The sequence below is a fragment of the Nibricoccus aquaticus genome, from assembly GCF_002310495.1.
Lineage (GTDB): Bacteria > Verrucomicrobiota > Verrucomicrobiia > Opitutales > Opitutaceae > Nibricoccus > Nibricoccus aquaticus.
The window spans coordinates 162979-186417 of record NZ_CP023344.1; the positions used below are offsets into that span (position 1 = coordinate 162979).

Annotated in this window: 20 protein-coding genes; 13 read left to right on the forward strand and 7 right to left on the reverse strand. The window is 62.7% G+C overall.

The features are described from left to right. Positions 1-19: 19 nt before the first annotated feature. The 4 genes from CMV30_RS00700 to polX all read right to left on the reverse strand — a co-directional run bounded on the left by CMV30_RS00700 (position 20) and on the right by polX (position 6483). Complete coding sequence (locus tag CMV30_RS00700) at positions 20-2218, reverse strand: transglutaminase TgpA family protein (RefSeq protein WP_096054241.1); 2199 nt, start codon at positions 2216-2218, stop codon at positions 20-22. Continuing rightward, positions 2193-3260: a DUF58 domain-containing protein gene (locus tag CMV30_RS00705; protein ID WP_138223057.1), complete on the reverse strand. Its 1068-nt coding sequence runs from the start codon at positions 3258-3260 to the stop codon at positions 2193-2195. Before CMV30_RS00705 ends, CMV30_RS00700 begins: the two co-directional genes overlap by 26 nt. An 86-nt stretch (positions 3261-3346) precedes the next feature. Continuing rightward, the gene (locus tag CMV30_RS00710) at positions 3347-4318 is read right to left on the reverse strand and encodes an AAA family ATPase (RefSeq protein ID WP_096054243.1); all 972 of its coding nucleotides are present in this window, start codon (positions 4316-4318) and stop codon (positions 3347-3349) included. Positions 4319-4719: 401 nt separating this feature from the next. Next, complete coding sequence (polX, locus tag CMV30_RS00715; RefSeq protein ID WP_096054244.1) at positions 4720-6483, reverse strand: DNA polymerase/3'-5' exonuclease PolX; 1764 nt, start codon at positions 6481-6483, stop codon at positions 4720-4722. A 432-nt stretch (positions 6484-6915) separates the two neighbouring features. Between polX and CMV30_RS00720 the strand changes: the two genes are divergently transcribed. The 7 genes from CMV30_RS00720 (at position 6916) to CMV30_RS00745 (ending at position 12780) form a co-directional block, all read left to right on the forward strand. After that, a complete protein-coding gene (locus CMV30_RS00720) occupies positions 6916-7956 on the forward strand; it encodes an ABC transporter substrate-binding protein (protein ID WP_096054245.1) in 1041 nt (346 codons plus the stop codon). 203 nt (positions 7957-8159) lie between these two features. Next, positions 8160-8558 carry a hypothetical protein gene (locus tag CMV30_RS00725; protein ID WP_096054246.1) on the forward strand — a complete coding sequence of 133 codons (399 nt, stop codon included), beginning with the start codon at positions 8160-8162 and terminating at the stop codon, positions 8556-8558. A 201-nt stretch (positions 8559-8759) separates the two neighbouring features. After that, positions 8760-9983 (forward strand): amidohydrolase family protein, encoded by a 1224-nt coding sequence (locus CMV30_RS00730; protein ID WP_096054247.1) that lies wholly within the window; start codon positions 8760-8762, stop codon positions 9981-9983. A gap of 114 nt (positions 9984-10097) precedes the next feature. After that, positions 10098-10448, forward strand: a complete 351-nt coding sequence (locus CMV30_RS19185) for a hypothetical protein (RefSeq protein WP_138223058.1) — start codon at positions 10098-10100, stop codon at positions 10446-10448. After that, entirely contained in the window at positions 10445-11302 is an 858-nt protein-coding gene (locus CMV30_RS20015; protein ID WP_096054248.1) for a 3'-5' exonuclease, read from the forward strand. The genes CMV30_RS19185 and CMV30_RS20015 overlap by 4 nt, the downstream gene beginning before the upstream one ends. A 148-nt stretch (positions 11303-11450) precedes the next feature. Then, entirely contained in the window at positions 11451-11837 is a 387-nt protein-coding gene (locus CMV30_RS00740; protein ID WP_096054249.1) for a hypothetical protein, read from the forward strand. 82 nt (positions 11838-11919) lie between these two features. Beyond that, on the forward strand, positions 11920-12780 hold the full coding sequence (locus CMV30_RS00745) for a DMT family transporter (RefSeq protein WP_217494436.1): 861 nt from the start codon (positions 11920-11922) through the stop codon (positions 12778-12780). A gap of 4 nt (positions 12781-12784) precedes the next feature. Here CMV30_RS00745 and CMV30_RS00750 read toward each other — a convergent pair whose 3' ends face one another. Continuing rightward, the gene (locus tag CMV30_RS00750; RefSeq protein WP_096054250.1) at positions 12785-13078 is read right to left on the reverse strand and encodes a hypothetical protein; all 294 of its coding nucleotides are present in this window, start codon (positions 13076-13078) and stop codon (positions 12785-12787) included. A 39-nt stretch (positions 13079-13117) separates the two neighbouring features. Beyond that, complete coding sequence (locus tag CMV30_RS00755; protein WP_096054251.1) at positions 13118-13891, reverse strand: 3-keto-disaccharide hydrolase; 774 nt, start codon at positions 13889-13891, stop codon at positions 13118-13120. A gap of 140 nt (positions 13892-14031) precedes the next feature. On the opposite strand from CMV30_RS00755, the gene leuS reads away from it, so the two are divergent. The 6 genes from leuS to CMV30_RS00785 all read left to right on the forward strand — a co-directional run bounded on the left by leuS (position 14032) and on the right by CMV30_RS00785 (position 22754). Continuing rightward, entirely contained in the window at positions 14032-16620 is a 2589-nt protein-coding gene (gene leuS, locus CMV30_RS00760) for a leucine--tRNA ligase (protein ID WP_096054252.1), read from the forward strand. A gap of 143 nt (positions 16621-16763) precedes the next feature. Beyond that, entirely contained in the window at positions 16764-17600 is an 837-nt protein-coding gene (locus CMV30_RS00765; protein ID WP_096054253.1) for a FecR domain-containing protein, read from the forward strand. A 75-nt stretch (positions 17601-17675) separates the two neighbouring features. Next, a complete protein-coding gene (locus tag CMV30_RS00770) occupies positions 17676-18824 on the forward strand; it encodes an outer membrane beta-barrel protein (RefSeq protein ID WP_096054254.1) in 1149 nt (382 codons plus the stop codon). An 11-nt stretch (positions 18825-18835) separates the two neighbouring features. Continuing rightward, positions 18836-19489 (forward strand): polysaccharide biosynthesis/export family protein, encoded by a 654-nt coding sequence (locus tag CMV30_RS00775; protein WP_217494437.1) that lies wholly within the window; start codon positions 18836-18838, stop codon positions 19487-19489. 16 nt (positions 19490-19505) lie between these two features. After that, complete coding sequence (locus CMV30_RS00780) at positions 19506-21659, forward strand: GumC family protein (protein WP_096054256.1); 2154 nt, start codon at positions 19506-19508, stop codon at positions 21657-21659. A 249-nt stretch (positions 21660-21908) separates the two neighbouring features. Next, complete coding sequence (locus tag CMV30_RS00785; protein WP_096057542.1) at positions 21909-22754, forward strand: LpxI family protein; 846 nt, start codon at positions 21909-21911, stop codon at positions 22752-22754. Positions 22755-22933: 179 nt separating this feature from the next. On the opposite strand, the gene CMV30_RS00790 is transcribed toward CMV30_RS00785, so the two are convergent. Then, the gene (locus CMV30_RS00790; protein WP_096057543.1) at positions 22934-23425 is read right to left on the reverse strand and encodes a heme-degrading domain-containing protein; all 492 of its coding nucleotides are present in this window, start codon (positions 23423-23425) and stop codon (positions 22934-22936) included. Positions 23426-23439 lie beyond the last annotated feature (14 nt).

Below are 23439 nucleotides of genomic sequence, written 5' to 3' on the forward strand. Positions count from 1 at the left end.
GCGAGTACGTCTGCCACGCTCAGCCGCGCGCTCGCCGCCGCCCGAGCTTTCGCGCCTTCCGCCAGAGAGCTCCCGTGTCCGGCCAGCTCCCGCGCGGACCGTAGCGCACCTTTTCCAGCTCCGCCCGCACCGCACGCAACTCCTCCGGCGCCCCTCCGCCCCCGTCGAGTCTGCGCAACCACCGGCCCGCCTCGCGCCGCACCGGATCGATCCCGCCCCCGCGCGCGCTCCGCCAGCTTAGCCACCACGCACGTACCTTCCGCCGCCAGGCCAGCCACAACACCCCCAGCCCGGCCCCAGCCCCCGCGATCCACCCAATGCGCCCGCCACTCCACGGCTGCATCAGCCAGCCCTTTATCCACGCGAGTGCCTGATCGGCGAATGCCTTCAAGTTTCTCCCGACGTCCTGTGCGCTTTCCTTCAGCGCCTCTCGCAACACCCGCTGATCCCCCTGGTCGAAGTTCACGATCCGCCGGTACCAGAACAACCGCAGCCGGTCCACCGTCGCCGCCCACCCACCATCTTCATCGCGCAAGCCCGCCGCTCCCATCAACGCCTCCAGCGCATCCACGCCACCATCGCCCCGCCCCGCCGCCGTCGTCGGGTCAACGCGCACCCAGCTCTCAGCCCCGTCAAAAATCTCGCACCACGCGTGCGCGTTCGAGTTGCGCACGATCAGGTAATCCTCGTTCCACGCCCCGCCCACGAAGCCCGCCACCACCCGCGCCGGATGCCCTGCCGCCCTCGCCAGCAACGTGAACGCCCCCGCGAACAACTCACAGTGTCCCGGCTCTTTCGATACGAGCCACCGTACCAGCGGATCGCCCGCGCCCGCCGGTATCTCCGGACTTAGCGAGTACGCATGACGTCCCCCCAGCCACGCCTGCGCCTTCTGCGAAAACTCGCCCGCCGACAGCTCCACGCCCCCCGTGATTTCCGCCACCACCTGCGCCAGCAACGTCTCATCCGCCTCGCTCAAGCTCAGCTCCATCATCGTCGGCCGGTTCGGCATCTTCGCCCGCCGCTCCTCGTCGCTCAACCGCAACCACCCCGCAAACTCCGGATCGCGCAGCGCCTCCCGCCCCGTCATCCCGCGCACCCGGTACGCCTTCATCGCCATCGGCTCCCGCGTCAGCTCGATCACCCGCAACCTCCGGCTCGCCCGCAGACTTTGCGGCTCCGTGAAACTCATCCGCTCAAATCCTCCCGTCAGCGGCAGATACCGCCCCACACCCGCCTCGACATAAAACGTCCACGCCACCGACCGCCTCGACGGCGGCTCTCCGCCCGAGATAGCCGGCACCGTCACCACCGGATCAAACGCCGCCGCCTTCAACCCCGCCGACAGCCGGAAACTCTGCTCGCGGTACTCGTCCATCACCACCATCCGCCAGTACAGCTGCTCAGGCAGCGACGCCCGGTCTCCCACCTCCACCCGCATAGCCACGCTTTCATCTTTCGAAATCTCCCCCACGTCCCCGAACCGCAGCGTATCCGTAAACCCCGAGTTCGACTTCCGCTTCATCATCCCCTCCAGAAAAAGACTGTTCCTCAACTCGAACCGCGGGATCGCCAGAAACAACAACCCCGACACCACCGCCACACCCACAAACAACACACCGCCAAAAACCAAAATTCTCCAGTCCGCCACCGCGCGCACTTTCTTAAACACCCTGCGCCACTCCACCCGTTCCGCCCACCCGGGCACCCGCCCCGCCTCGGCCGCCTTCACTCCCGCCGCCTCCGACAGCGTCATCGCCATCAACATCGCCAGCCCCAGCACCGTGAACGCCATGATCTGCGCCGCGAACCCCATCGACACAGTCAGCACACCCGCCACCACCACGAGAAACAACCCCAGCACCACCAGTTGCAACTCGTCGCGCCGTCTCCGGTAACTGATCGCCCGATACGTCAGCAGCAGCAGCGCCAGCCGCGTCATCACCGTCAGCACCTCGCCCTGCGCGTAGAAATCATACACGGCAAACGCCACGATCGCGGGAAACGCCAGCCGGTGAACCCACCCCGGCACCCGCCCCGGCAGCGCCGGTTTCCACAGCACGAGCAGCACCGCCGCCGTGCAGACGCCCAGCATCCACTCCGCCCCCACATCGAGAAACGCCACCGCCCACGCGCCCGTGAGTGCGGCGATTCCGCCGAGCATCCACCGCAGTTGCAGCAGTTCGTCGTGATTAAGCTGAGGCCGCTTTTTCTCCATCGACGTAGGCGGCCACCCCGCGCGCCCCCTCGGGCGCGAAGATCAGCACATTTTTCCGTTTCAATTTCATTTCCATCTTCACACCTGCGGAATCGCTCCGCGCCCCGCCGTTTTCCGACAATGGCCCCACCAGCGCCACCGCATCGAGAAACGCCTCCAGATCCGCCACCCGCCGCACCGCCATCGGCGCTTCATCGTTGATCGCCACCAGCAACAACCGGCCCGCGCGAAACAAATCCTCCGCGAGCGTCGCCGCCAGACCGCACAACAACTCGAACTGCTCCGCCCGCGTCCACACTTCCGCCGGCGTCCGCAGCCACAGCGAATACCCGTCCTCCCCGTCCGCCGCCCGCCGCGTCACCATCAACCGCCCCAGCCGCGCCGTCGCCTTCCAGTGAATCGCACGGTGCGAATCCCCCTGCGCGTATCGGCGTAGCGAATGCAACTCCGCCCCGCCCCCCGCCCGCGCCAGCGCCCGCCCCGGCTGCGCCCGCTCCCACAACGCCGCCGGAAACCGCCGGTACTCCACCGCCGCCGGCCACACGATCAGCTCCCGCGTCAGCCGCACCGGAAACGTCTTCCGTAAAAACCCAAAGGGAAACAGCGACCCCACCGCCTCCAGCGAAAGCACTTCCTTCCCGCGCCGCGCCGGCCGCACCGTCCAGTCCAGCCGTGCCTCCCCGCCCGCATCCAGCCGCTCGCGCAGATCCAGCCGCTCCGCTTTCGCGAGGCTCGTGCTCTTCAACTCAAACCACACGCCATACGTCGGCAGCACCCGCTTCGCATTGAGCAGTTCCAGCACCACCGGATGCGCCTGCCCCGCCCTCATCGGCGGCTCCGCCACCAGCCGCCACCTCACGCCCGACAGATTCAGCCACGATAACACGCCGCTCAGCACCAGACACGCCAGCAGCAGCGACAGCGTGATGAACAAAATATTATTCGCCGAATTATACGCCGCCAGCCCCACGCCCAGCGAAAGCGCCACCAGCACCGCCCCCGGCAGCGTCATCCGCACCCGCTGTCCACGCTGCGGATACACCAGTGCCCACACCAACCGGCGCCAAAACCGCCTGTGCCCGCTCACGGCACCCGACGGACCAGCAAATTCATTGGGCAGCGCGGCGCTCACAGCGGCGGCGGCAACGTCCCCAGAATCCGTTTCAACACCGCCGTCACCAACCGCCGCTCCTCCAGCGAATCCGACCCCGGCCGCACCAGCGCCAGCCGGTGAGCAAACACCGGCATCACCAGCTCCGTCACATCGTCCGGCAACACAAAATCCCGCCCGCGCAACAACGCCCGCGCCTGCGCCGCCCGCTTCAGCGCCAGCCCACCGCGCACACTGATCCCCGCCTTGAACTCCGCCTCCGTCCGTGTCGCCGCCACGATCTTCAACAAGAACTCCAGCACCGAGTCTTCCACAAACACCTGCGTCGATAGCCCCTGCAGCCTCAACAATTCATCGCGCGTGATCACCGGCGTCAGCTCGATCGCATCGTACGCCGTCCGCACTGAACGCAGGATCTCCAACTCGTCCGCGCTCTGCGGATACCCCATGTGCAGCCGCATGAGAAACCGGTCCATCTGGCTCTCCGGCAGCGGAAAAGTCCCTTCGTAATCCACCGGATTCTGCGTCGCGAAAACCATGAACGGCGCGCCCACCGCATGCGCCGCCCCATCCACGGTCACCCGCGCCCGATCCATCACCTCCAGTAACGCCGACTGCGTCTTCGGTGTCGCCCGGTTGATCTCATCCGCCAGCACCACGTTCGCGAACACCGGCCCCTTCTTGAAAACAAACTCCCGCACCGTCTCGTCGTAAATTGCCACGCCCGTCACATCCGTCGGCAGCAGATCGCTCGTAAACTGAATGCGCGAAAACGCCGAATCCATCGACCGCGCCAGCGCATACGCGAGCGTCGTCTTCCCCACGCCCGGCATGTCCTCGACCAGCGCATGACCGCCCGCCACGAGACACGTCAGCACCTGATCGATCACCTCGTCCTTACCCTTGATCGTCCGCCGCATATTCGCCCGCACACGATCCAGCGCCTGCTTGCCATCCGCGATCAACGTGCCCGAAACAAATTCACTCATGCGCGCAAGCTACGCAGCCTCCTCCACCCCGCAAACGGGATTTCCAAGGACAGTCGGCCACAACCTCCTTTCAAAAAAAATTCACCGCCACGCCTCAGCCCTCCCGCTGATTCCGCATCCATCTTTCCGTTCCGTATCTGTGCCCATCCGTGAAATCTGTGGTGAAGACTCCGTCTCTGACTTGAAAACCACGCCTGACGCACCGCCCGCCCGCATTCCTCAATCCTGTCCATCCTGAATCACATCCGAACTCAGTCTCCGACTCACCACACACGCCCTCCGCGTCTCCGCGGTAAATTCACCTCTTCGTTCCGACCTTAGCGTCTTCGCGTCTTTGCTATTAACCAACCCGTCATCCGCGATCTGCTCGTATCACGCTTTCGCTACTCGCCATCCGCCATTCACCGCTTGCGCCCGCCCAACCACGTTAGCACCTCCGCCAGCGTCCGTGTATTGAGCACATTCTCCTTCGTCAGCCACCCCTTGCGCGCCGCCACCACACCGTGATGCACGTACGTCAGCCCGCCCGTGTCATGCGCATCCGGATTGATCGCGCACATCAGCCCGCGCTCCGCACCGCGTCTCCACAAACGCCAGTCCATATCCAGCCGCCACGGATTCGCGTTCAACTCGATGACCACCTTGTTCGCGATCGCCGCATCGATGATCTTCGCCGCATTCACCCCGTAAGCTTCGCGCTGAAGTAACAAACGCCCCGTCAAATGCCCGAGCATCGACACATGCGGTGACTCGATCGCCTTGATGATCCGCGCCGTCATCACGTCCTCCGTCTGCGCGAACGCGTTGTGCACCGACGCCACCACATAATCCAGTTTCGCCAGCGTCGCGTCATCGAAGTCCATCCGCCCGTCCGCCAGGATGTCGCACTCGCTTCCACTCAACACCCGCACTCGAAACCGCCCCGACGCATTCAACGCCTCGATCGCCGCGATCTGCTCCATCAACCGCGCCTCGTTCAAGCCATTCGCCTGAAAACTCGCCTTCGAGTGATCGGAGATCCCGAGATATTCCCAACCCAGCGCATCCGCCGCTGCCGCCATTTCATTGAGCGTGTTTCGGCCATCCGAAGCCGTCGTGTGATTATGAAACGCCCCGCGCAAATCCCCATCCTCGATCAGCCGCGGCAGTTCACCCACCTCCGCCGCCTCGATCTCGCCCAACCCTTCGCGCAATTCCGGCGGAATGAATTTCAGTCCTAGGTGCGAAAACAACTCCGCCTCATCTATAATCTTCAAACTCACGTCCGGCCCACCCGCCGCTTTCGCCTTCACCGTGCCTTCACCTTCCGCTGGCACCAGCCCCCACTCGCTCAAACTCAATCCACGCGCGAGCGCCCGCTGCCGCATCTGCACATTGTGATCCTTCGACCCCGTGAAGTGATGCAGCGCAAAAACGAACTGCTCCGCCGGCACGATCCGCAAATCCGCCTGCAAGCCACTCTCGTAACGCACGCTCGCTTTCGTCTCCCCCTTCGCCGTCACCTCCTTCACGCCCGGCCGTGACACAAACCACTCGACCACCGGCGCGACCTGCGATGCCGCCACGATAAAATCCAAATCGCCCACCGTCTCCATCCCGCGCCGCAAACTCCCCGCATGCTCCGCCCGCTGCACTTCGGGAAGCGCCCGCAGCCCCGCCAGAATCGGCTCCGCCACATCGAACGCCACCGCCCGCAAATGCCGCTTCGAGTACGCCTCCCGATTCCGGATACCCGCCAAAATTTTCTCCTGCGACTTCTCCCCAAACCCCGCGAGCGCCGCGACCTTCCCCTCCGCACACGCCTTCGTGAGCCCTTCGATCGTATCGATGCCCAGCTGCTCATTCAGCGCCTTGATCTTCTTCGCCCCGAGCCCGGGAATTTCTAGCATCTCAATCAACCCCGGCGCCACCGTCGCCTTCAGATCCTCATAAAACTTCAAATGCCCCGTCGTGTGCAGCTCCGTGATCTTCTGCACGAGCGCCTCGCCAAAACCTTTGATCTTCCCAAGCCGCTCCTCCGCGATGACCGTCGCGAGATCTTCCTCCAACGCTTCGAGAGTCCGCGCCCCCGTCTGATACGCCCGTGTCTTGAAAGGATTCTCCCCCTTCAATTCCAGCAGCACAGCGATGTCATTCAGCACGTCGGCGATCTCGTTCTTGTTCACATCACCACCCAAACAACGATTCCGCCCCGCGCACTCCGAAAATTCCTTCCACGCGCGACTTCACCTCTGAGGTAGGGACAATGCTCCGCATTGTCCGCCTCCGTCCCTGGGAGCGCCGACGTCCCCGTCGGCTTCGGCCTTCACCCGGTCGTCCATGCTCATCAGCCTCGCCGGCAGTTTGCCCTACTCGCTACCCACCGCTCGCTACTTTCCTCCGCACACCCCCACGCCTCTCACCCTCTGTGCCTCCTCCGTGCTCTCTGTGTAACCATCCGTCCGCAGCCCGCATTCTCCAACAAAACCTTCCGTCGCGAAACACCCGCTCCCTCACTTGAACGTTCAGCGTTAAACGTTGAACGTTGAGCGTTCTCCCGTCCTCGGACTCCCTCCTGTTAATCCTGCCATCCTGCCATCCTGTCCAAAATTCCGCCCATGTCTTTCCTCCGCCTCCGTCTAGCCTCCCTCGCCCTCCTCTCCACCTTCGCCTTCACCGCCTGCGGCAAAAAACAATCCGCCCCCTCCGACTCTTCCTCCTCCACTTCCGCTCCGTCCTCTTCCTCCACCGCCGCTCTCACCAAAATCACCGTCCAACTCGACTGGGTCGCCGAGCCCGAACACGGCGGTTTCTACCAAGCCCTCGCCCGCGGCTTCTTCCGCGAAGAAAACCTCGACGTCACCCTGATCCCCGGCGGCCCCAACGCCTTCGCCACGCAAAAAGTCGCCAGCGGCCAGGCCCAGTTCGCCCAGGCCGACAGCACCAACACCATCCTCGCCATCGCCCAGGGCATCCCCGTCATCAATTTCGCCGCCGTCTTCCAAAACGATCCCTCCGTCCTGATGCTCCACTCGGACAACCCGGTCGCCCGCTTCGAAGACCTCGCCGGCAAGACCATCATGGCCCGCCCCGAATGGGCCTTCATCCCGTACGTGAAGAAAAAATACGGCATCGAGTTCGGCCTCATCCCGCAAAACTTCTCCCTCGCCAACTTCGTCGCCGACAAAAATTTCATCCAGCAAGCCTTCTACATCGCCGAGCCCTTCAACGTCGCCAAGGAGAGCCACGGCACCATCAAAACGAAATACCTCTACCCGTGGGACGCCGGCTTCGACGCGTACGTCACCGTCATCGCCAACAAACCCTGGCTCGCGAAAAACCCCGACGCCGCCCGCGCCTTCTACCGCGCCTACGTCCGCGGCTGGCAGGACTACCTCGAAGGAGACCCCGCACCCGCCCACGCCCTCATGAAGAAAGCCAACCCCGCCGCGACCGACGACTACCTCGCCTTCTCGCGCCAAATGATCATCGACGAAAAACTCGTCATCGGCCGCACCGCCACCGACGCCTCCCAAATCGGCCGCCTCAGCCCCGCCCGCTTCCAAACCCAACTCACCCAACTCCGCGATTTGGACATCCTCAAAAAAGCCCTGACCGTCGACGACGTCCTCGCGTCCGACAGCCCTGCCGCCAAGTAGGCCAGCGTGCTCGCACGCGCTCCGTCCCTGGGAGCGCCGACGGCCCGTCGGCTCCGGCAATAGACTCCATCGATACTGTACCGACTACACACTCCACTGACCGCAGCCCTCTCATCACTCCGACCAATCCTCTTAATCCCGTTAATCCTGTCCAAATTCCGATTCCCAAATCGCGGCACCCCGACCCCTTCTCAATTCACCTCATGAATAGCGCGAAACGATATCGACTGGGCGGAAGCAACGAGACCATCGACGAGAGAGAGGAAGCCACATTTCGAGAAGCAGCGCGGCTCCGATTGCTGCAGACCAGTCCTCGTTTTAAGAGAAGGGACCGCTACTTCCGTTTTGCGACCATCGCACTGTGGCTGACCTTCTACATCTGCGGTCTCCTGAGCATCCCTTCAAAATCGAAACACTCCCCCTTTGAAGGGAACACTCACATGAAAATAGGAGCCGTCATGTTTGTCACAGTCGGCCTCATTGGATTGCTCGAATGGCGGAAACGTAAATCGATGGATGCTGAAATTCGGCGGATATTTAGGTTAGACGATTTCAAAGCAGTCGAAGCAGCAGTGGAGCAAAAACACGGACGCGTTATTTAATTTATCCCGCACGAAAACAGCGCGGACATCGCCGAATAAATTCCTTTCGCCCAGCACCCCGCCTGCGCCCAACTACAAACTACCTCCGTCCGCCAACCCGGCCCAAGCCCTGCTACCTTTCGGCATTCAACCTTCGCCCTCCTAATCGCCGTTCCTCTCAGACACTGGTCATTGGTCACTGGTTAACTGGTCATCCCCATCATGCCCGAACTCCGCGACTGCATCGTCCTCCACGGCCCCGACCTCGTGCCGCACCGCGCACGCCGCTTCGCCTGGGTTCACGACACCATCACCGCCATCGAACTCGGCGAACCCTGCACCCAGCTCGACACCGGCGCCCTCGTCGTAATCCCCGGCCTCTACAACAGCCACACCCACATGGGCGACAGCGCCCTCCCCGACGGCGCCACCGGCCTCACCCTCGAACAAGCCTTCTTCCGGCCCGACGGCTATAAATACCGCGAACTCGCAAAACTCTCCGAGGAAACCCACCTCCCGCACCTCGTCGCCCATCTTGGATACATGGCCCGCTGCGGCGTCGTCTGCCACCTCGACTTCCGCGAACAAGGCCTCCCCGGCGCCCGCCTCCTCCGCAAAGCCTCCGAGCAAACCGGCGTCCAATCCATCATCCTCAGCCAGTTCAACGAATCGCCCATCCCCGAAGACCAGCTCCGCGCCAACCTCTCGCCCCTCCCCGAAACCGCGCGCCTCGAACTCGAGCAAATCCTCACCATCGCCGACGGCTTCTCCGAAAGCACGATGAACGACCTCACGGACAACGCCTGGCGCGAAATCCGCGACATCACCTCCGCCCGCCGCAAACTCCGCGCCATCCACTGCCTCGAAAACCCCGGCTACCGCGACCTCTCCGTCGCGACCACCGGGCGCGGCGACCTCATCCGCGCGCTCGAGATTTACGACCCGCACCTCGTCGTGCACATGACCGCCGCCAACGCCGACGAAATCGCCCTCCTCGCCCGCTCCGGCAAAACCGCCGTCCTCAACCCCCGCGCCAACGCCGCCCTCGGCCTCGCCCTCCCGCCCGTCGCCGCCCTCCTCGCCGCCGGCGCCAATCTCCTCCTCGGCACCGACAACGGCATGCTCAACAGCCCCTCGATCCTCGCGGAGTTGGATTTCACCTTTAAAGTCGCCAAGTCCCAATTCGCCGACGCCCTCCGCCCCGATCCGACGGCGATCTTGAAAATGGCCACGAGCAACATCCGCCCCGCGCTCGGCGGCGACCACTTCGGCCACCTCGCCCACGGCCTGCCCGCCAGCTTCGTCATCCTCGACTTCACCGCCCCCCACCTCCGCGCCACGCGACATATTACCGCAAGCATCGTCGGCCGAGTCACCCCCGCCGACATCCTCGCCACCTACCACACCGGCCGCGAACTCTACCGCGCGCCCGCATTCACCTTCTAGGGCCGGAGCTCCAGTTCGTTTTTGGATTCCAAAAGTCGCCAGCCCACTCTGCTGAACTTAAGAGTTGCGACTCAGGATTCGTCCGTCCGAAGAATTCTCCACCCCAGCCCCCGTATGACTCAAGAACGAGCAGAAAAAGCTAAACGCCCGGCCCGTGTTTCAAAATTTCACTGCTCCAAGTTCATCGACTTGGTTCTTGTTATGGATGCCGATGGGCAACGCGTCACAACGATTAAAGTGGGTCGCATCGTGAGTGATCGTCGAGAGGCTTCCGTTTGTCCCCTACTCGGCAAAGCGTATCTTGGCGGCACCGGGCGGGAAGTGAGCCTTCTGCGGGTGATTGCTGATATTAAAGCACTCGTCGCTGCGAAAACCGGGTCGTCGAATTGGCGCTTCGCGACCAGCACAGGTGGTAAACACTCTCCTGTCGTAGCTGGGCCTCTCGCGGAAAAACTTGCGGCGTGAAAGCAACTAACTGGGTGCTGATCGATACGGAGACTTCCGGGATCTACACCAACCCGGTTTACTGCGTGGAAATTGCTGCCCAGCGAATGCGCGGGCTGGAGCCTGACGGAGAGCCTTTTCATGCCTTTCTGAACCACGAGGCGGAGATCGAGCTAGGAGCCGAGCGGGCTCATGGCTACAGCCGTGAGTATCTTCGTCGGCATGGACGCGCTCCCAAAGACGTACACCAAGATCTGCAATCATTCGTGGGATCGCTGCCCGTCGTAGCATATAACTTCGGTTACGATTTCACTCGGGTGCTCATTCCAGAATCTCAGCGCCTTGGGATGGATTGGGAGCCCAACCGCGGCTTCTGCGCCATGGCTCTTGCTAGGAGATGCATCCCTCAAATGCACTCCCACAAGCTTCAGATACTAGCTGAGCGTTTTCTTCCCGACGCGCCTCCACAGGCACATCAAGCCAAAGGGGATGTCGGGCTGACTATCAGGCTGCTTCGCGAAGTGATCTATCCACTTCTCGAAAACCGAGGGCACACTGCATTCAAAGCTATCGTCGAAATCGCAGATGGTTTTTCGCCATTCGAAACTCACGAAGCGCCCGAATTCAGTCGCTCATTTCCCGAAAGTAAAAAGCTGGCAGGCCTCAGGTTCGTGATAACAGGCACTCTGAGATCGATGGATCGGGAGGATGCCGAAAGTATGATCGCCGCTGCGGGAGGACGAACATCTTCTTCTGTAAGCGGAAAGACCGACTATCTGTTGGTTGGAATCGATGCAGGTTCGAAACTAACCAAAGCGAGAGATCTAGGCATAAAACTGATCGGCGAGGATGAGCTCTTTGAGATGCTTAAATGAACTTACGCATCGAGTCCCCAAAAGACGCTGGAGCGAAAGTCCTATCAGGCCCGTAACACCATTGTCTCCTCTGAACTCCGCGTCCTCCGCGTCTCCGCGGTGAAACTTTCCCTTTGCGCTCCGCTCCGTCTTGCGTGGCCATCACCTCATGCCGCAACCCACCGCCCGCGAACGCTTCTTCCCGCTCCTCCGCACCGCCCTCGCGGAAAGCACCTTCGTGAAGCTCACCCTCGGCAAACACCGCGGCGCCGACACCACGCTCAACAACCTCTTCATCCGCCCCGTCGTCCTGAAGACCGGCCCGCAGCTCACCTTCGTCTACCGCCACGCCACCCGCGACATCACGAAAAACCACGCTTACGCCGAAGCCATCGCCCTCATCGAACAACTCATCGGCACCGACTTCCTCGACGCCCACCTGTTCACCAGCGCCGAAACCGTCCAGCTCGCCACCGATGCCGAAGGTATCACCCGTTTCTCGCTAAAAAAACTCCCCCACCCCGCCAGCCCCGAGTCTCCGTCCCCCATCGCCTGACACGGCGAGCCCGCCGCGACTCTTCGCTCTACGCAACTGCTTCGCCCGCGATGCTCAGCTCACTCCACCGCTCGCGCATCCCTTGAAAGTCGCCTCCATCGTTCTCCTCACCGGCATCGCGATGCTCGCGTTTGCCGCCAACTCCGTGCTCTGCCGTCTCGCGCTCGGCCACGATGAAATCGATGCCACCGGTTTCACCGCGATCCGCCTCGCGGCCGGCGCGCTCGTACTGGCCTCAATCATAGCCGCCCGGCGCCAAAAGACATCTGCGAACCAGCGCGGAAGCTGGATCTCCGCCAGCATGCTCTTCCTTTACGCAGCCGCCTTTTCGCTCGCGTATCGCCAGCTCAGCTCAGGCACCGGCGCGCTGATACTTTTCGGCTCCGTGCAGCTCACCATGCTGATCGCCGCGCACCGCACCGGCGAGCGAGCCGCCGCGCCTGAGTGGATGGGCCTGATCCTCGCATTCGGTGGCCTGACCTACCTCGTCGCTCCAGGCATCGCCGCTCCGCCCGCACTTGGCGCAGCCTTGATGAGCGTCGCGGGCCTGGCTTGGGGCGTGTATTCGATCCGTGGACGAGGCGCGCAGGATCCGCTCGCGGTCACCGCCGGAAACTTCATCCGCTGCGTCCCCATGGCCATCATCGCGATGCTGATAGCGATCCGCACCGTCCACGTGACGCCGACCGGCATCCTCCTCGCGGCCATCTCCGGCGCGATCACCTCCGGCCTGGGTTACGTGATCTGGTATAGCGTTCTTCCCCACCTCACCAAAACACGGGCGGCGCTCGTCCAGTTATCCGTCCCCATCATCGCCGCTCTCGGCGGCGCGGCCTTTCTTGGTGAAAAAATAACCGCACGCCTCGCCGTCGCGAGTTTGCTGGTACTCGGCGGCATCGCCCTTGCCGTCGGCGTCAGCAGCTTCGCACCGAAAAAGTCCTGAACGTTCACTGCGAGCGCATCGCGACCGCCACCCGCAAAAACCCGTTGCGCTCTGCCCCGTCTTGCGCGGCCATCACCGCCTGCCGCAACCCACCGCCCGCGAACGCTTCTTCCCGCTCTTCCGCACCGCCCTCGCAGAAAGCACCTTCGTGAAGCTCACGCTCGGCAAACACCGAGGCGCCGACACCACGATCAACAACCTCTTCATCCGCCCCGTCGTCCTGAAGACCGGCCCACAGCTCACCTTCGTCTACCGCCACGCCACGAAAGACATCACGAAGAAGGGGAAAAGGGATCAAACTGAGATCGTCCCGCCTTCCCGGGTTCGCGCATCCCGCTCAAAAGGTCTTCAACCGGATATTCCGGTACTCGACTTTCATCGGCGGCCCCGTGTGGACCTGCATACCGATCTGCCCGTCCTGCGCCGGACCAGCTGTGTCGTCATCGATCACCACGCACATCACCTGACCGTTGAGCATGTGCGTCAGCGTGTTTCCCCGTGCGATGAGATGCACCGAATTCCACCCCGGCGTGATGACCTTCGCCAGCTCCGCATCCTCGCCAATTCTTCCGATCACAATCGGCGGACGGGTTCCCACCACGCGCGAGACCGAGCCGCGCACACCGAGAAACAACCGCCCCTTTTCCTCGTAGTTGCTACCCGTGTACCGATTCTTCCCATCGAGATCGAACTGGTAGCCACGCATCGCAAACGCGTTCGTCGGCGTCACTTTGTCCGGCACCACGCTGCTGCGATAGTTGATGCCACTGTTGCCGGATTCCGTGATGCGAAACTCCAGCCGCAGCTCGAAATCCTTCGGCCTGCCGCCCTGCCAGAGGATAAAAGTATTACTCTTCAAACGCGTCTGCTCCGTGATCTCCCCGATCATCGTGCCTGCCTCCACGCGCCAGTAAGTCAGATCACCCGCCCACCCTGTCAGACTCTTCCCGTCAAAAATCGCCTCGAACCCCGGCTCATCGCCCTCCATCGGCGCAGGCCGGTCACTCTGCTTCGGCACATAAGCCGGCACCGTCTCGGTGCCCGTCGTCGTTTGCACACCAGCACCGCCGATCACGAGCAGGGAAAACACACACGAGAGGAAACGTTTCATAGGGCAAGAGAGAGCATCGCAGGACAGACGTCTCTCACCGCCAAAAGTTGCCCACCACGTACACCCGCAACCTTGCACCGGATTCTAGTCCCGGGCGTTGACGCTCCCCGCGATTCCTTCACCGTCGCCGGTTCTTCCAAATGGCCACGAACAGCACCGACTACAACTTCGCCCAAATCGAGCCGCACTGGCAAAAAATCTGGGACGAGCAAAAGACCTTCCGCACGACCAACGACACGTCGAAGCCCAAGTTCTACGCGCTCGATATGTTCCCCTACCCGTCCGGCGCCGGCCTCCACATCGGCCACCCCGAAGGCTACACCGCCACCGACATCATCACCCGCGCCAAACGCGCCCAAGGTTTCAACGTCCTCCATCCCATCGGCTGGGACGCCTTCGGTCTCCCCGCTGAACAGCACGCCGTCAAAACCGGCACGCATCCCGCGACCAACACGCAGAACAACATCGCCAACTTCCGCCGTCAGCTGAAAGCCCTCGGCTTCGCTTACGACTGGGATCGCGAAGTCGATACGACCGACCCGACTTACTTCCGCTGGACGCAGTGGATTTTCCTCCAGCTCTTCAAACGCGGCCTCGCCTACGTCGACGAACGCCCCGTCTGGTGGTGCCCTGAGCTCCGCACCGTCCTCGCCAACGAAGAAGTCGTCGACGGCAAATCCGAAGTCGGCGGTTTCCCCGTCGAGCGCCGCAATCTCCGCCAGTGGGTTCTGCGCATCACCGCCTACGCCGAGCGCCTGCTCGCCGACCTCAAAGACGTGGACTGGCCCGACTCCACCAAGCGCATGCAGGAAGCCTGGATCGGCCGCAGCGAAGGCGCCGAACTCCTCTTCAAGTTGGAGAAGGAAAACCTCGGCGACCTCAAGGTCTTCACCACGCGCCCCGACACCGTCTTCGGCGTCACCTACATGGTCATCGCGCCCGAGCACCCGCTCGTCGACGCGCTCACCACGCCTGCACAACGCGAGGCCGTCGAAGCCTACAAGAAAAAGGCCGCCGCCAAGAGCGACCTCGAGCGCACCGATCTCGCCAAGGATAAATCCGGCGTCTTCAGCGGCTCATTCGCGCTAAATCCCGCCAACGGCGCGCGCGTCCCCGTCTGGATCGCCGACTACGTCGTCATGGGCTACGGCACCGGCGCGATCATGGCCGTCCCCGCGCACGACGAACGCGACTACGAGTTCGCCGTCAAATTCCAGATCCCCGTCATCCAGGTCATCGAGCCCGCCAAACACGAGGGCAACGGCGACGGGCATCCGAAACTCCCCTACACCGGCGACGGCGTGCTCGTTCACTCCGAAGGCTACTCCGGCCTGCCGTGGGAAGAGGCCAAAAAGAAAATCACCGCCGACTTCACCGCCAAAGGCCGCGGCAAAGCCACGGTGAATTACAAACTCCGCGACTGGCTCTTCTCCCGCCAACGCTACTGGGGAGAACCCTTCCCGATCGTCTGGGTAACCGAGGCCGATTACCAACGCGCCGTCACCGCACGACGAGCCGATCTGCCTCCACAACCGATCACCTACACGAGCGAAGGCGCCACTTGGTTCGCTCTCCCGCTTCCCGCCACCGCGCTCCCGCTCGCACTGCCCGATGTCCAAAGCTATCTCCCCAGCGGCAACGGTGAAAGCCCCCTCGCCAACGTCACCGATTGGCTCGAAATCTGGTTCAACGCCGAGACCGGCGCATCCATTCCCGCTTCGCAGCCGAAACCCGCCGGCGACGCCTGGGTTCGCGGCCGTCGCGAGACCAACACCATGCCGCAGTGGGCCGGCTCGTGCTGGTACTACCTGCGCTACCTCGATCCGAAAAACCCCGCCGCACCCGCCTCGCCCGAGCTCCTGAAATATTGGGGCGTGCCCGACATCTACGTCGGCGGCGCCGAACATGCCGTGCTGCATCTCTTGTATGCACGTTTCTGGCACAAGGTGCTCTTCGACGAAGGCATCGTCCCGCAGTCCGAGCCGTTCAAGAAACTCTTCCACCAAGGCATCATCCTCGGCGAAGACGGCGAAAAAATGTCCAAGAGCCGCGGTAACACCGTGAGTCCCGACGACATCATCAAGACCCACGGCGCCGACACTCTCCGTCTCTATTTGATGTTCCTCGGCCCGCTCGAAGCCATGAAACCATGGAATCCCCGTGGGATCGAAGGTGTCTACCGCTTCCTCCAAAAAATCTGGCGCGAATCCATCGCCGAAGATGGCTCCGTCAACGCCAAGGTCTCCGCCTCCGCCGAGGACTCTGCCGAACTCAGCAAGCTGCTCCACGAGACGATTAAAAAAGTCACCGAGGACATCGCTGCGCTGCGCTTCAACACCGCCATCTCGCAGATGATGATCTTCGCCAACGCGCTCCAGAAAGCGCCGTCGATCAACCGCGCGAGCCTGCGCTCATTCCTCCAACTCCTCGCGCCCTTTGCGCCTCACTTCGCCGAAGAACTTTGGGCCCGCCTCGGCGGTACCGGCTCCGTCGTCGATGCTGCTTGGCCCAAGTTCGACGCGTCGAAACTCGTTTCCACTGAAGCCAAAGTCGTCGTCCAGGTGAACGGCAAGAAACGCGCCGAGCTCCTCCTCCCCGTCGGCACGGATCAAGCCGCCGCACTCGCCGCCGCCCAAGCCAATCCCGACGCCGCACCGCACCTCACCGGCAAAGCCATCAAGCGCGTCGTCTTCGTCCCCGGTAAAATCCTGAATCTGGTCGTCGAGTAACGCCCACGCCCGCCCACAGGCACCGCCAGTGATTGCATAATCCTGGCGGTTTTAACGCCCTAGCCCGTAGTAATGATGCAAATGCATATTTCGCACTATTTTTGCATTTGCCCTTTTTGAGGGGATTCCCCTACGGTCCGCCCATGACTAAGTTCCCCGCCCTCCGCACTCTCCTCGCCTTCCCGCTACTCGTGGGCGTGCTCGCGTTTCCTTTCGTCGCCACCGCCGCCGTCAAAAATAAAAACCCCGCCAGCAAAATCTACGTCGCTGATATCACCGGTGAGTCCCACATCGACACCGGCGAACGCATCGAGTCGTTGACCAAAAAATCCGTTTACGTCGCCGAAGGCACATCCATCGAAACGAAACCCGGCTCCAGTCAGACACTCGTTTTCTCCAATGGCACCGCGATCTATGTCGGCCCTGACTCGCGCTTCGAGGTGAAAAAATTTCTCCAGGAGCCGTTCCTCCCCAACCGCAGCGACCTCGACGCCGAGCCGTCCATCTCCCAGACCATTGTCAAAATCACCCGCGGCTCCGTCGGCGTCTGCACGAGCAAACTCGTCGCCGGCAGTTCCATGACCTACCAGACACCGCATGCCACGGTGAACATCCGCGGCCGCAAGGTCATGATTGAGGTCAGCGACACCGAGACCCGCGTCTCACTCATCGAAGGCGACGTCACCGTCTTCGTCCCCGATGTCGGCGGCACCAGCCAGACACTGCGTCCGGGGCAACAAGCCATCATCCGCAAAACCGCGACCGATCAGACCGCCACTCTCGCCGTCCAGCCGATCATGGACGAGCAACAGGCCAAGCTGGATGAAAACGTTTCCCTCGCCTGCATCTCCCGCCGCACCGTCTTCTTCGAGGTCGCCCAACGCGGCGAAGGCGAAGACGCAGAGATCCGCCCCGTCGAGGTCGTCCCCGCCAACCCCGACCCCGGCTTCACCGTCAGCCCCGCCCGCATTGGCGGTTAAATCCGCACCGACAAAACTAGAACCGCCCGCGCACCGTTCGCCCGCTCTCGTTCCTCGGCCTGATCTCTCGATTTCATGACACTGTCCGCCTCGTCCCGACTCCGTGCACCGGTCCTCGCCGCTTTGCTAACCGGCTCCTTCGCGACCACCGCCCACGCGCTCGTGAAGTTTAACGACGGCCACGACGAGATCTTCGTCACAGGCACCGCCGGCATCGGCTACGATTCCAACATCTACGCCTACGACGGCGGCGACGGAGACACCACCTACAACGCGTCACTGGAACTCGAATACCGCCGCAAGGCCGGCTTGCTCGGCGTCAACGCCGACCTCGGCTGGAATTTTTCCAAGTTCCAGGAATTCTCCTCCGAAGACTTCGCCAACCCCCACGCCCGCCTCGAACTCACCAAAGACTCCGGACGCACCACCGGCTCCGTCACCGCCGGCGCCAAACGCGAGAGCCGTGCCGACTCCGCCATCAACATCCGCACCACCTCTTGGGAGTACGACGCCGGCCTCAACGCCAAATACCCCGTCATCGAGCGCTATTCCCTCACCGGCCAGCTCGCCTGGAACCGCCGCGACTTTCAGGACAACTTCGCCCTCGTCGATCTCAACATCTGGTCTCTCAGCTCCGATCTTTTCTACGTTTACAACAGCCAGCGCGACCTCTTCGGCGGCTACCGCTTCCGCGTTACCGACACCACCGCCGACACTCAGGACATCGATCACGCCTTCACCGTCGGCACCTCGGGCAAAATCATTTCCACTATTAACGGCTCCGCCCGCGTCGGCTACCAGCTGCGCGAATCCAACCGCACCGACGGCACCCGCGAGACCTTCGACGGCTTCACCTCTGTCGTATCCGCGACCTGGAGCGGCCTGAAGCGCCTCAACGTCACCGGCCAGGTCTCCAGCGATTTCAACACCCTCGCCACCGACGTTAGCGTCTCCACGCTCGCCGCCGGTCTCGACGCCCAGTACGCGCTCAACGCCCGCTTCTCCCTCTACGCCGGCACCGGCGTCGGTCGCACCCGCTTCCTCGGAACGTTCGGCAGCGGCCGTCGCGACACCTACTTCACCTGGAACACCGGCATCGCCTACACGCTCAACGACCACTTCAAAGCCACCCTCGGCTACACATGGTTCCAGAACTGGTCCACGCTCGCATTTTCTGACTACACGCGGAACACGATTTCATTGAATCTCTCATCCCGATGGTGAACAGTCGGCGCGTGCCGTTCCTTTGCCGTCACCCCGCCCGCTCTGCCCTTCGCCTCGCGTCTGGCTTTTTATTCCTCGTCCTCGCGTTCACCGCCGCCATCGCCTCTGGCCAGGACACCGCCAGACCCGCCCCACGCCCCGTCCCCAGCTACGCCATCGTCGCCACCGACCGCCTCCGCATCGACGTCTATCAAGAGGAGGATCTCTCCGTCATCGCCTCAGTCGATGCCAAGGGCACCATCAATCTCCGCCTCGTTGGCGAAGTCATCGTCGCCGGCAAAACCGTCCCCGAGGCCCAGAAAGCCATCGAGACCGCGTATCGCGAAGGCCGTTACCTCGTTACTCCTCAGGTCACCATCAACATCGAGGAATACGCCCCGCGCGAGGTCTCCATCGACGGCATGGTCCGCAACCCCGGCCGCTTTCCCCTGCCCATTGAATCAGGCATCACCGTCGCCGATCTCGTCCTCAAAGCCGGCGGTCTCACCGACACCGCCCGCGGTTCCGCCGTCACCGTCACCCGCCGCGGCCCCGACGGCAAACAGACCGTCTTCACCGTGGACGTCGAGAGCCTCATCAAGGGCAAATCCTCCGGCAAAGCCGCCGACAACGCCTTCCTTCTTCAGCCGGGCGACATCGTCTTCGTTCCCCAGCGTATCATTTAACTCCTGACGCGCCTCCATGTCCGATTCGCCTCTGAACCCATCCAACGCGTCCCAATCCGGAGATCAACTCGTCGAGCGCCGCACTATTCGCGACTACCTCATCATCCTCCGCGAGCGCCTCTGGATCGCCCTGCCCCTCGCCCTCCTCGTCGCCGTCGGCTTCGGCTACTGGAAAGCCCGCGCCGTCCCCATGTACCAGGCCCGCGCGACCATGCAGATCGAGAAGCCCGAGAAGATCGTCACCTCCCAGGAGATCGTGGACATCTCCATCAACAGCGACATCGAGCTCAACACCTACCTCCAGGTTCTCGGCAGCGCCAAGCTCCGCGGCAAAGTCATCCAGTCGCTCACCCCCGCCGAGGTGAAAATGCTCCAGCAGCCTTTCCTGGCCACCCTCGAGCCCGGCCAGCCACCGCCGTCCATCCACGAGGTCGTCGGCTCCATCGGCGTCCAGGCGATCAAGAACAGTTTTCTCATCAGCATCACCGCCACGCACCGCTCCGGCGAAGGCGCCGCACTCATCGCCAACCGCTACGTCGATCAGTTCATGCAGGATCTTCTCATGAACGTCGGCGGGAAAAACGAATACGCCGTCCAGTCGCTCCGCACCCGCGCCGAACAGCTCCGCAAGGAAGTCGAAGTCGCCGACCAGCGCCTCCAGACCTACATGAAGGAGCAGCGCCTCGTCTCCCTCGATAGCAGCGTCAACATCGTCAGCGACCGCCTCAAAACCGTTAACGCCGCCCTCTCCTCCGCCCGCCTCGATCGTCTTCAACTCGAAGAACTCAACAACCAGATAGCCTCCTTCAAAAAAGACGCCCGTAACCTCCTCGAGATCGCCGCCATCTCCAACCACGGCACCATCCCCGCCGTCAGCTCCCAGCTCTCCGAACTCACCCGCCAGCAATCCGTCCTCGCCCAGCGCTACTTCGAGCGCCACCCGAAGATGATCGAGCTGGAGAAATCCATCAAAGCCGCCCGCGAACAACTTACCCGCGCCACCGACCTCGCCATCGCCGACCTCCACGCCAGCCTCGAAAAATCCCGGGCCAACGAGAAATCCTTGGAGCAAGAATACGCGCTGAACGAAAAGGAGCAGATACGCCTCCGCGATCTCTCTATCGACTTCAAGAGCCTCGAAAACCAGGCCGCCGTCGCCAAAGGCAACTACACCCAGATCCTCGACCGCCTCAGCCAGGCCACCACCAGCAGCAACCTCGAACGCATCTCCGTCCGCCCCCTCGACCCGGCCACCCCCGCCGGCGCGCCGTACACGCCCGACATCCGCTCCATCGCGAAAACCAGCATCGGCCTCTTCGTCCTCGTCTTCGTCGGCGTCGCCATCGGCCTCAGCTTCATCGACGACCGCATCAAGAGCTCGTGGGACGTCGAACACTTCATCGGCGTCCACCTCCTCGGCATCGTCCCCGATCTCTCCGGACTCAAGGACGACGACAAATACTCCCTCGTCCTCAAAAACCGCGAAGCCCCCGGCGTCGAATCGTTCCTCAGCGTTTACAGCTCCGCCAAGATCCACTCGAAGCTCGATTACCCCAAATCGATCCTCGTCACCTCCACCATCCCCGGCGAAGGCAAAACGCTCGTTTCCTCCAACCTCGCCGCCAGCTTCGCCCGCCACGGCAAACGCACCCTCCTCATCGACTGCGACCTCCGCCGCCCGATGGTCCATCGCCACTTCAACCAGCCCAACGACAACGGCCTCATCACCTGGTTCGAACACGGCGCCTCGCTCGACGGCGACCTCACCGAAAATCAGCACCTCGGCATCACCAGGCTCAGCGAAAATTTCTCCCTCCTCTGCTCCGGCGGACGCTCCAAAACGCCCACCGAGATCCTGGAAAATCCCGCTTTCGGCCAGCTCCTCGCCCGCCTCAAAAAACACTTCGACCTCATCATCGTCGATTCCCCGCCGATGGGTGCCGTCACCGACTCGCTCCTCATCGCCGAGCGCACCGACGAAGTCGTCTACGTCTGCCGCTTCAACAAAGCCTACCGCAAGCACATCAAGCTCTACATCCGCGCGCTTCATAACGGCAAAAACGACATCCTCGGCATCGTCCTCAACGGCCTCTCCACCCGCCGCATCGAGTACTACTCCAACTACCGCTACTACCGGAGCTACAAAAAATACTACGGCACCCAGACCTGACAGTGGCAGAGACAATGCCCCGCGTTGTCCGCCTGGAGGGACGACCTCCGTGTCGTCCGTTCCGTTGGTAGGGCGGGTTAGCCCTAACCCCGCCGGTTGTATATCGCTCGCCTCCTGACCCCAAAATTGCCCTCAACCGCTTCGCCTTCCTCCTGTATCCACATTCAAGCCACACTATCCGCCGTCACCTCCGATTCCAGTCTTCCTGAGTTCCACATTCTTTCGTTTCCGTTTCCCTCCCTCGCCGCCGTGTCCGTCTCCGCATTCCTCCCCAAATCCTTCGATCCTAAAAAACCCGTCGCACTCATCGCCGGCCAAGGCCTCTACCCGGTCCTCATCGCCCAATCCATCCGCCGCGCCGGCATTCCCCTCCGCCTGATCGCCTTCGAGGAAGAAACCCGGCCCGACCTCTACGACTCCTTCGCCGAAGCCGACCGCAAAAAGCTCCTCGTCGGCCAGCTCGGCAAGATGCTCAAGTCCCTCGAACAATTCGGCGCCGGCGCCGCCATCATGGCCGGCCAGATCACCCCCAAGCGTCTCTTCAAAGGCCTGCACCCCGACTTCAAGGCCGCCCGCATTCTCTTCTCCCTGAAACGCCGCAACGCCGAGACCATCTTCGGCGCCATCGCCTCCGAGATCGAGCAGCTCGGTATCCAGATGCTCGATGCCCGCAGCTTCCTCGACGACCAGCTCGCCACGCCCGGTGTCATGACCGGCGGCAAATTCCCCATCGACCGCGAGTACCTCGATCACGGCATTCACATCGCCCGGGAATCCGCCCGCCTCGACATCGGCCAGGGCTGCGTCGTCCGCAAAGGCACCGTCCTCGCCGTCGAAGCCTTCGAAGGCACCGACGCCATGCTCCGCCGCGCCGGCGAATTCAAAACCGACAACGCCCTCTTCGTGAAAACCGTGAAGACGCACCAGGACTACCGCTTCGACGTCCCCGTCTTCGGCCAGCGCACACTCGAGACGATGCGCGAAGCCAGCCTCCACGCCGCCGCCCTCGAAGTCGGCCGCGTCATCATGATCGATAAACCTGCCGTCCTCGCCCAAGCCAAGGAATGGGGCATCTCCCTCCTCGGCTTCGAGTAACTCGTAGGGCTCGACCTCTGGTCCACGCCTCCAAATATCCGAACGTAGCCGCGCCATTTAAGGCGCGCCCCCACCGCAAATCTTCATCTGGAGGGACGACCTCTGTGTCGTCCACCTCCCCATTTACTCCGGTCTTCCTTTGCGCCTTCGCGCCTTTGCGTAAGTCCCTTTTCCGACCTTCACTCCAGCGCCACCTCCGCGAGCTCCTTCCCTAACATCCCCGCCAGCGCCTCCACCACGATCCCGTGATCGTCCCGCTGCGGCACGCCCGACACGGTCACCGTACCGACCACGCCCACACCTTTCACGCGAATCGGAAACGCCCCGCCATGCGGCGCATAATCCGCCACGCTCGCCCCGTGCGATTCCGCCAGAGTCGTCTTATCCCGCTCGCCCCACAGCCCGACCACATACGACGGCCGCTGAAACCGCTGCGCCACGTTCCGCTTCCGCCGGATCCAGTCCGCATGATCGAGCGTCGTCCCCGGCATCCCGTGATAAAAAACCGTCGCCCCGTTCAGTGTCACATCAAACGCCACCGCCACCCCGCGCCGCTCCGCCACCGCCTTGATCCGCGCTCCCAGCTCCCACGCTGTGCTCGCGTCGAATCTCTCAAAAACAAAAACTGCTTCCTGCTGTGCGATGCGCTCCAGATCGGCCGAAATATTCATCAACCGATTCCGCG

Coding starts and splice junctions, on each gene's coding strand:
- CMV30_RS00700 (WP_096054241.1), bottom strand. CDS start 2,218: ATGGAGAAAAAGCGGCCTCAGCTTAATCACGACGAACTGCTGCAACTG.
- CMV30_RS00710 (WP_096054243.1), bottom strand. CDS start 4,318: ATGAGTGAATTTGTTTCGGGCACGTTGATCGCGGATGGCAAGCAGGCG.
- CMV30_RS00720 (WP_096054245.1), top strand. CDS start 6,916: ATGTCTTTCCTCCGCCTCCGTCTAGCCTCCCTCGCCCTCCTCTCCACC.
- CMV30_RS00725 (WP_096054246.1), top strand. CDS start 8,160: ATGAATAGCGCGAAACGATATCGACTGGGCGGAAGCAACGAGACCATC.
- CMV30_RS00730 (WP_096054247.1), top strand. CDS start 8,760: ATGCCCGAACTCCGCGACTGCATCGTCCTCCACGGCCCCGACCTCGTG.
- CMV30_RS19185 (WP_138223058.1), top strand. CDS start 10,098: ATGACTCAAGAACGAGCAGAAAAAGCTAAACGCCCGGCCCGTGTTTCA.
- CMV30_RS00740 (WP_096054249.1), top strand. CDS start 11,451: ATGCCGCAACCCACCGCCCGCGAACGCTTCTTCCCGCTCCTCCGCACC.
- CMV30_RS00755 (WP_096054251.1), bottom strand. CDS start 13,891: ATGAAACGTTTCCTCTCGTGTGTGTTTTCCCTGCTCGTGATCGGCGGT.
- leuS (WP_096054252.1), top strand. CDS start 14,032: ATGGCCACGAACAGCACCGACTACAACTTCGCCCAAATCGAGCCGCAC.
- CMV30_RS00765 (WP_096054253.1), top strand. CDS start 16,764: ATGACTAAGTTCCCCGCCCTCCGCACTCTCCTCGCCTTCCCGCTACTC.
- CMV30_RS00770 (WP_096054254.1), top strand. CDS start 17,676: ATGACACTGTCCGCCTCGTCCCGACTCCGTGCACCGGTCCTCGCCGCT.
- CMV30_RS00780 (WP_096054256.1), top strand. CDS start 19,506: ATGTCCGATTCGCCTCTGAACCCATCCAACGCGTCCCAATCCGGAGAT.
- CMV30_RS00790 (WP_096057543.1), bottom strand. CDS start 23,425: ATGAATATTTCGGCCGATCTGGAGCGCATCGCACAGCAGGAAGCAGTT.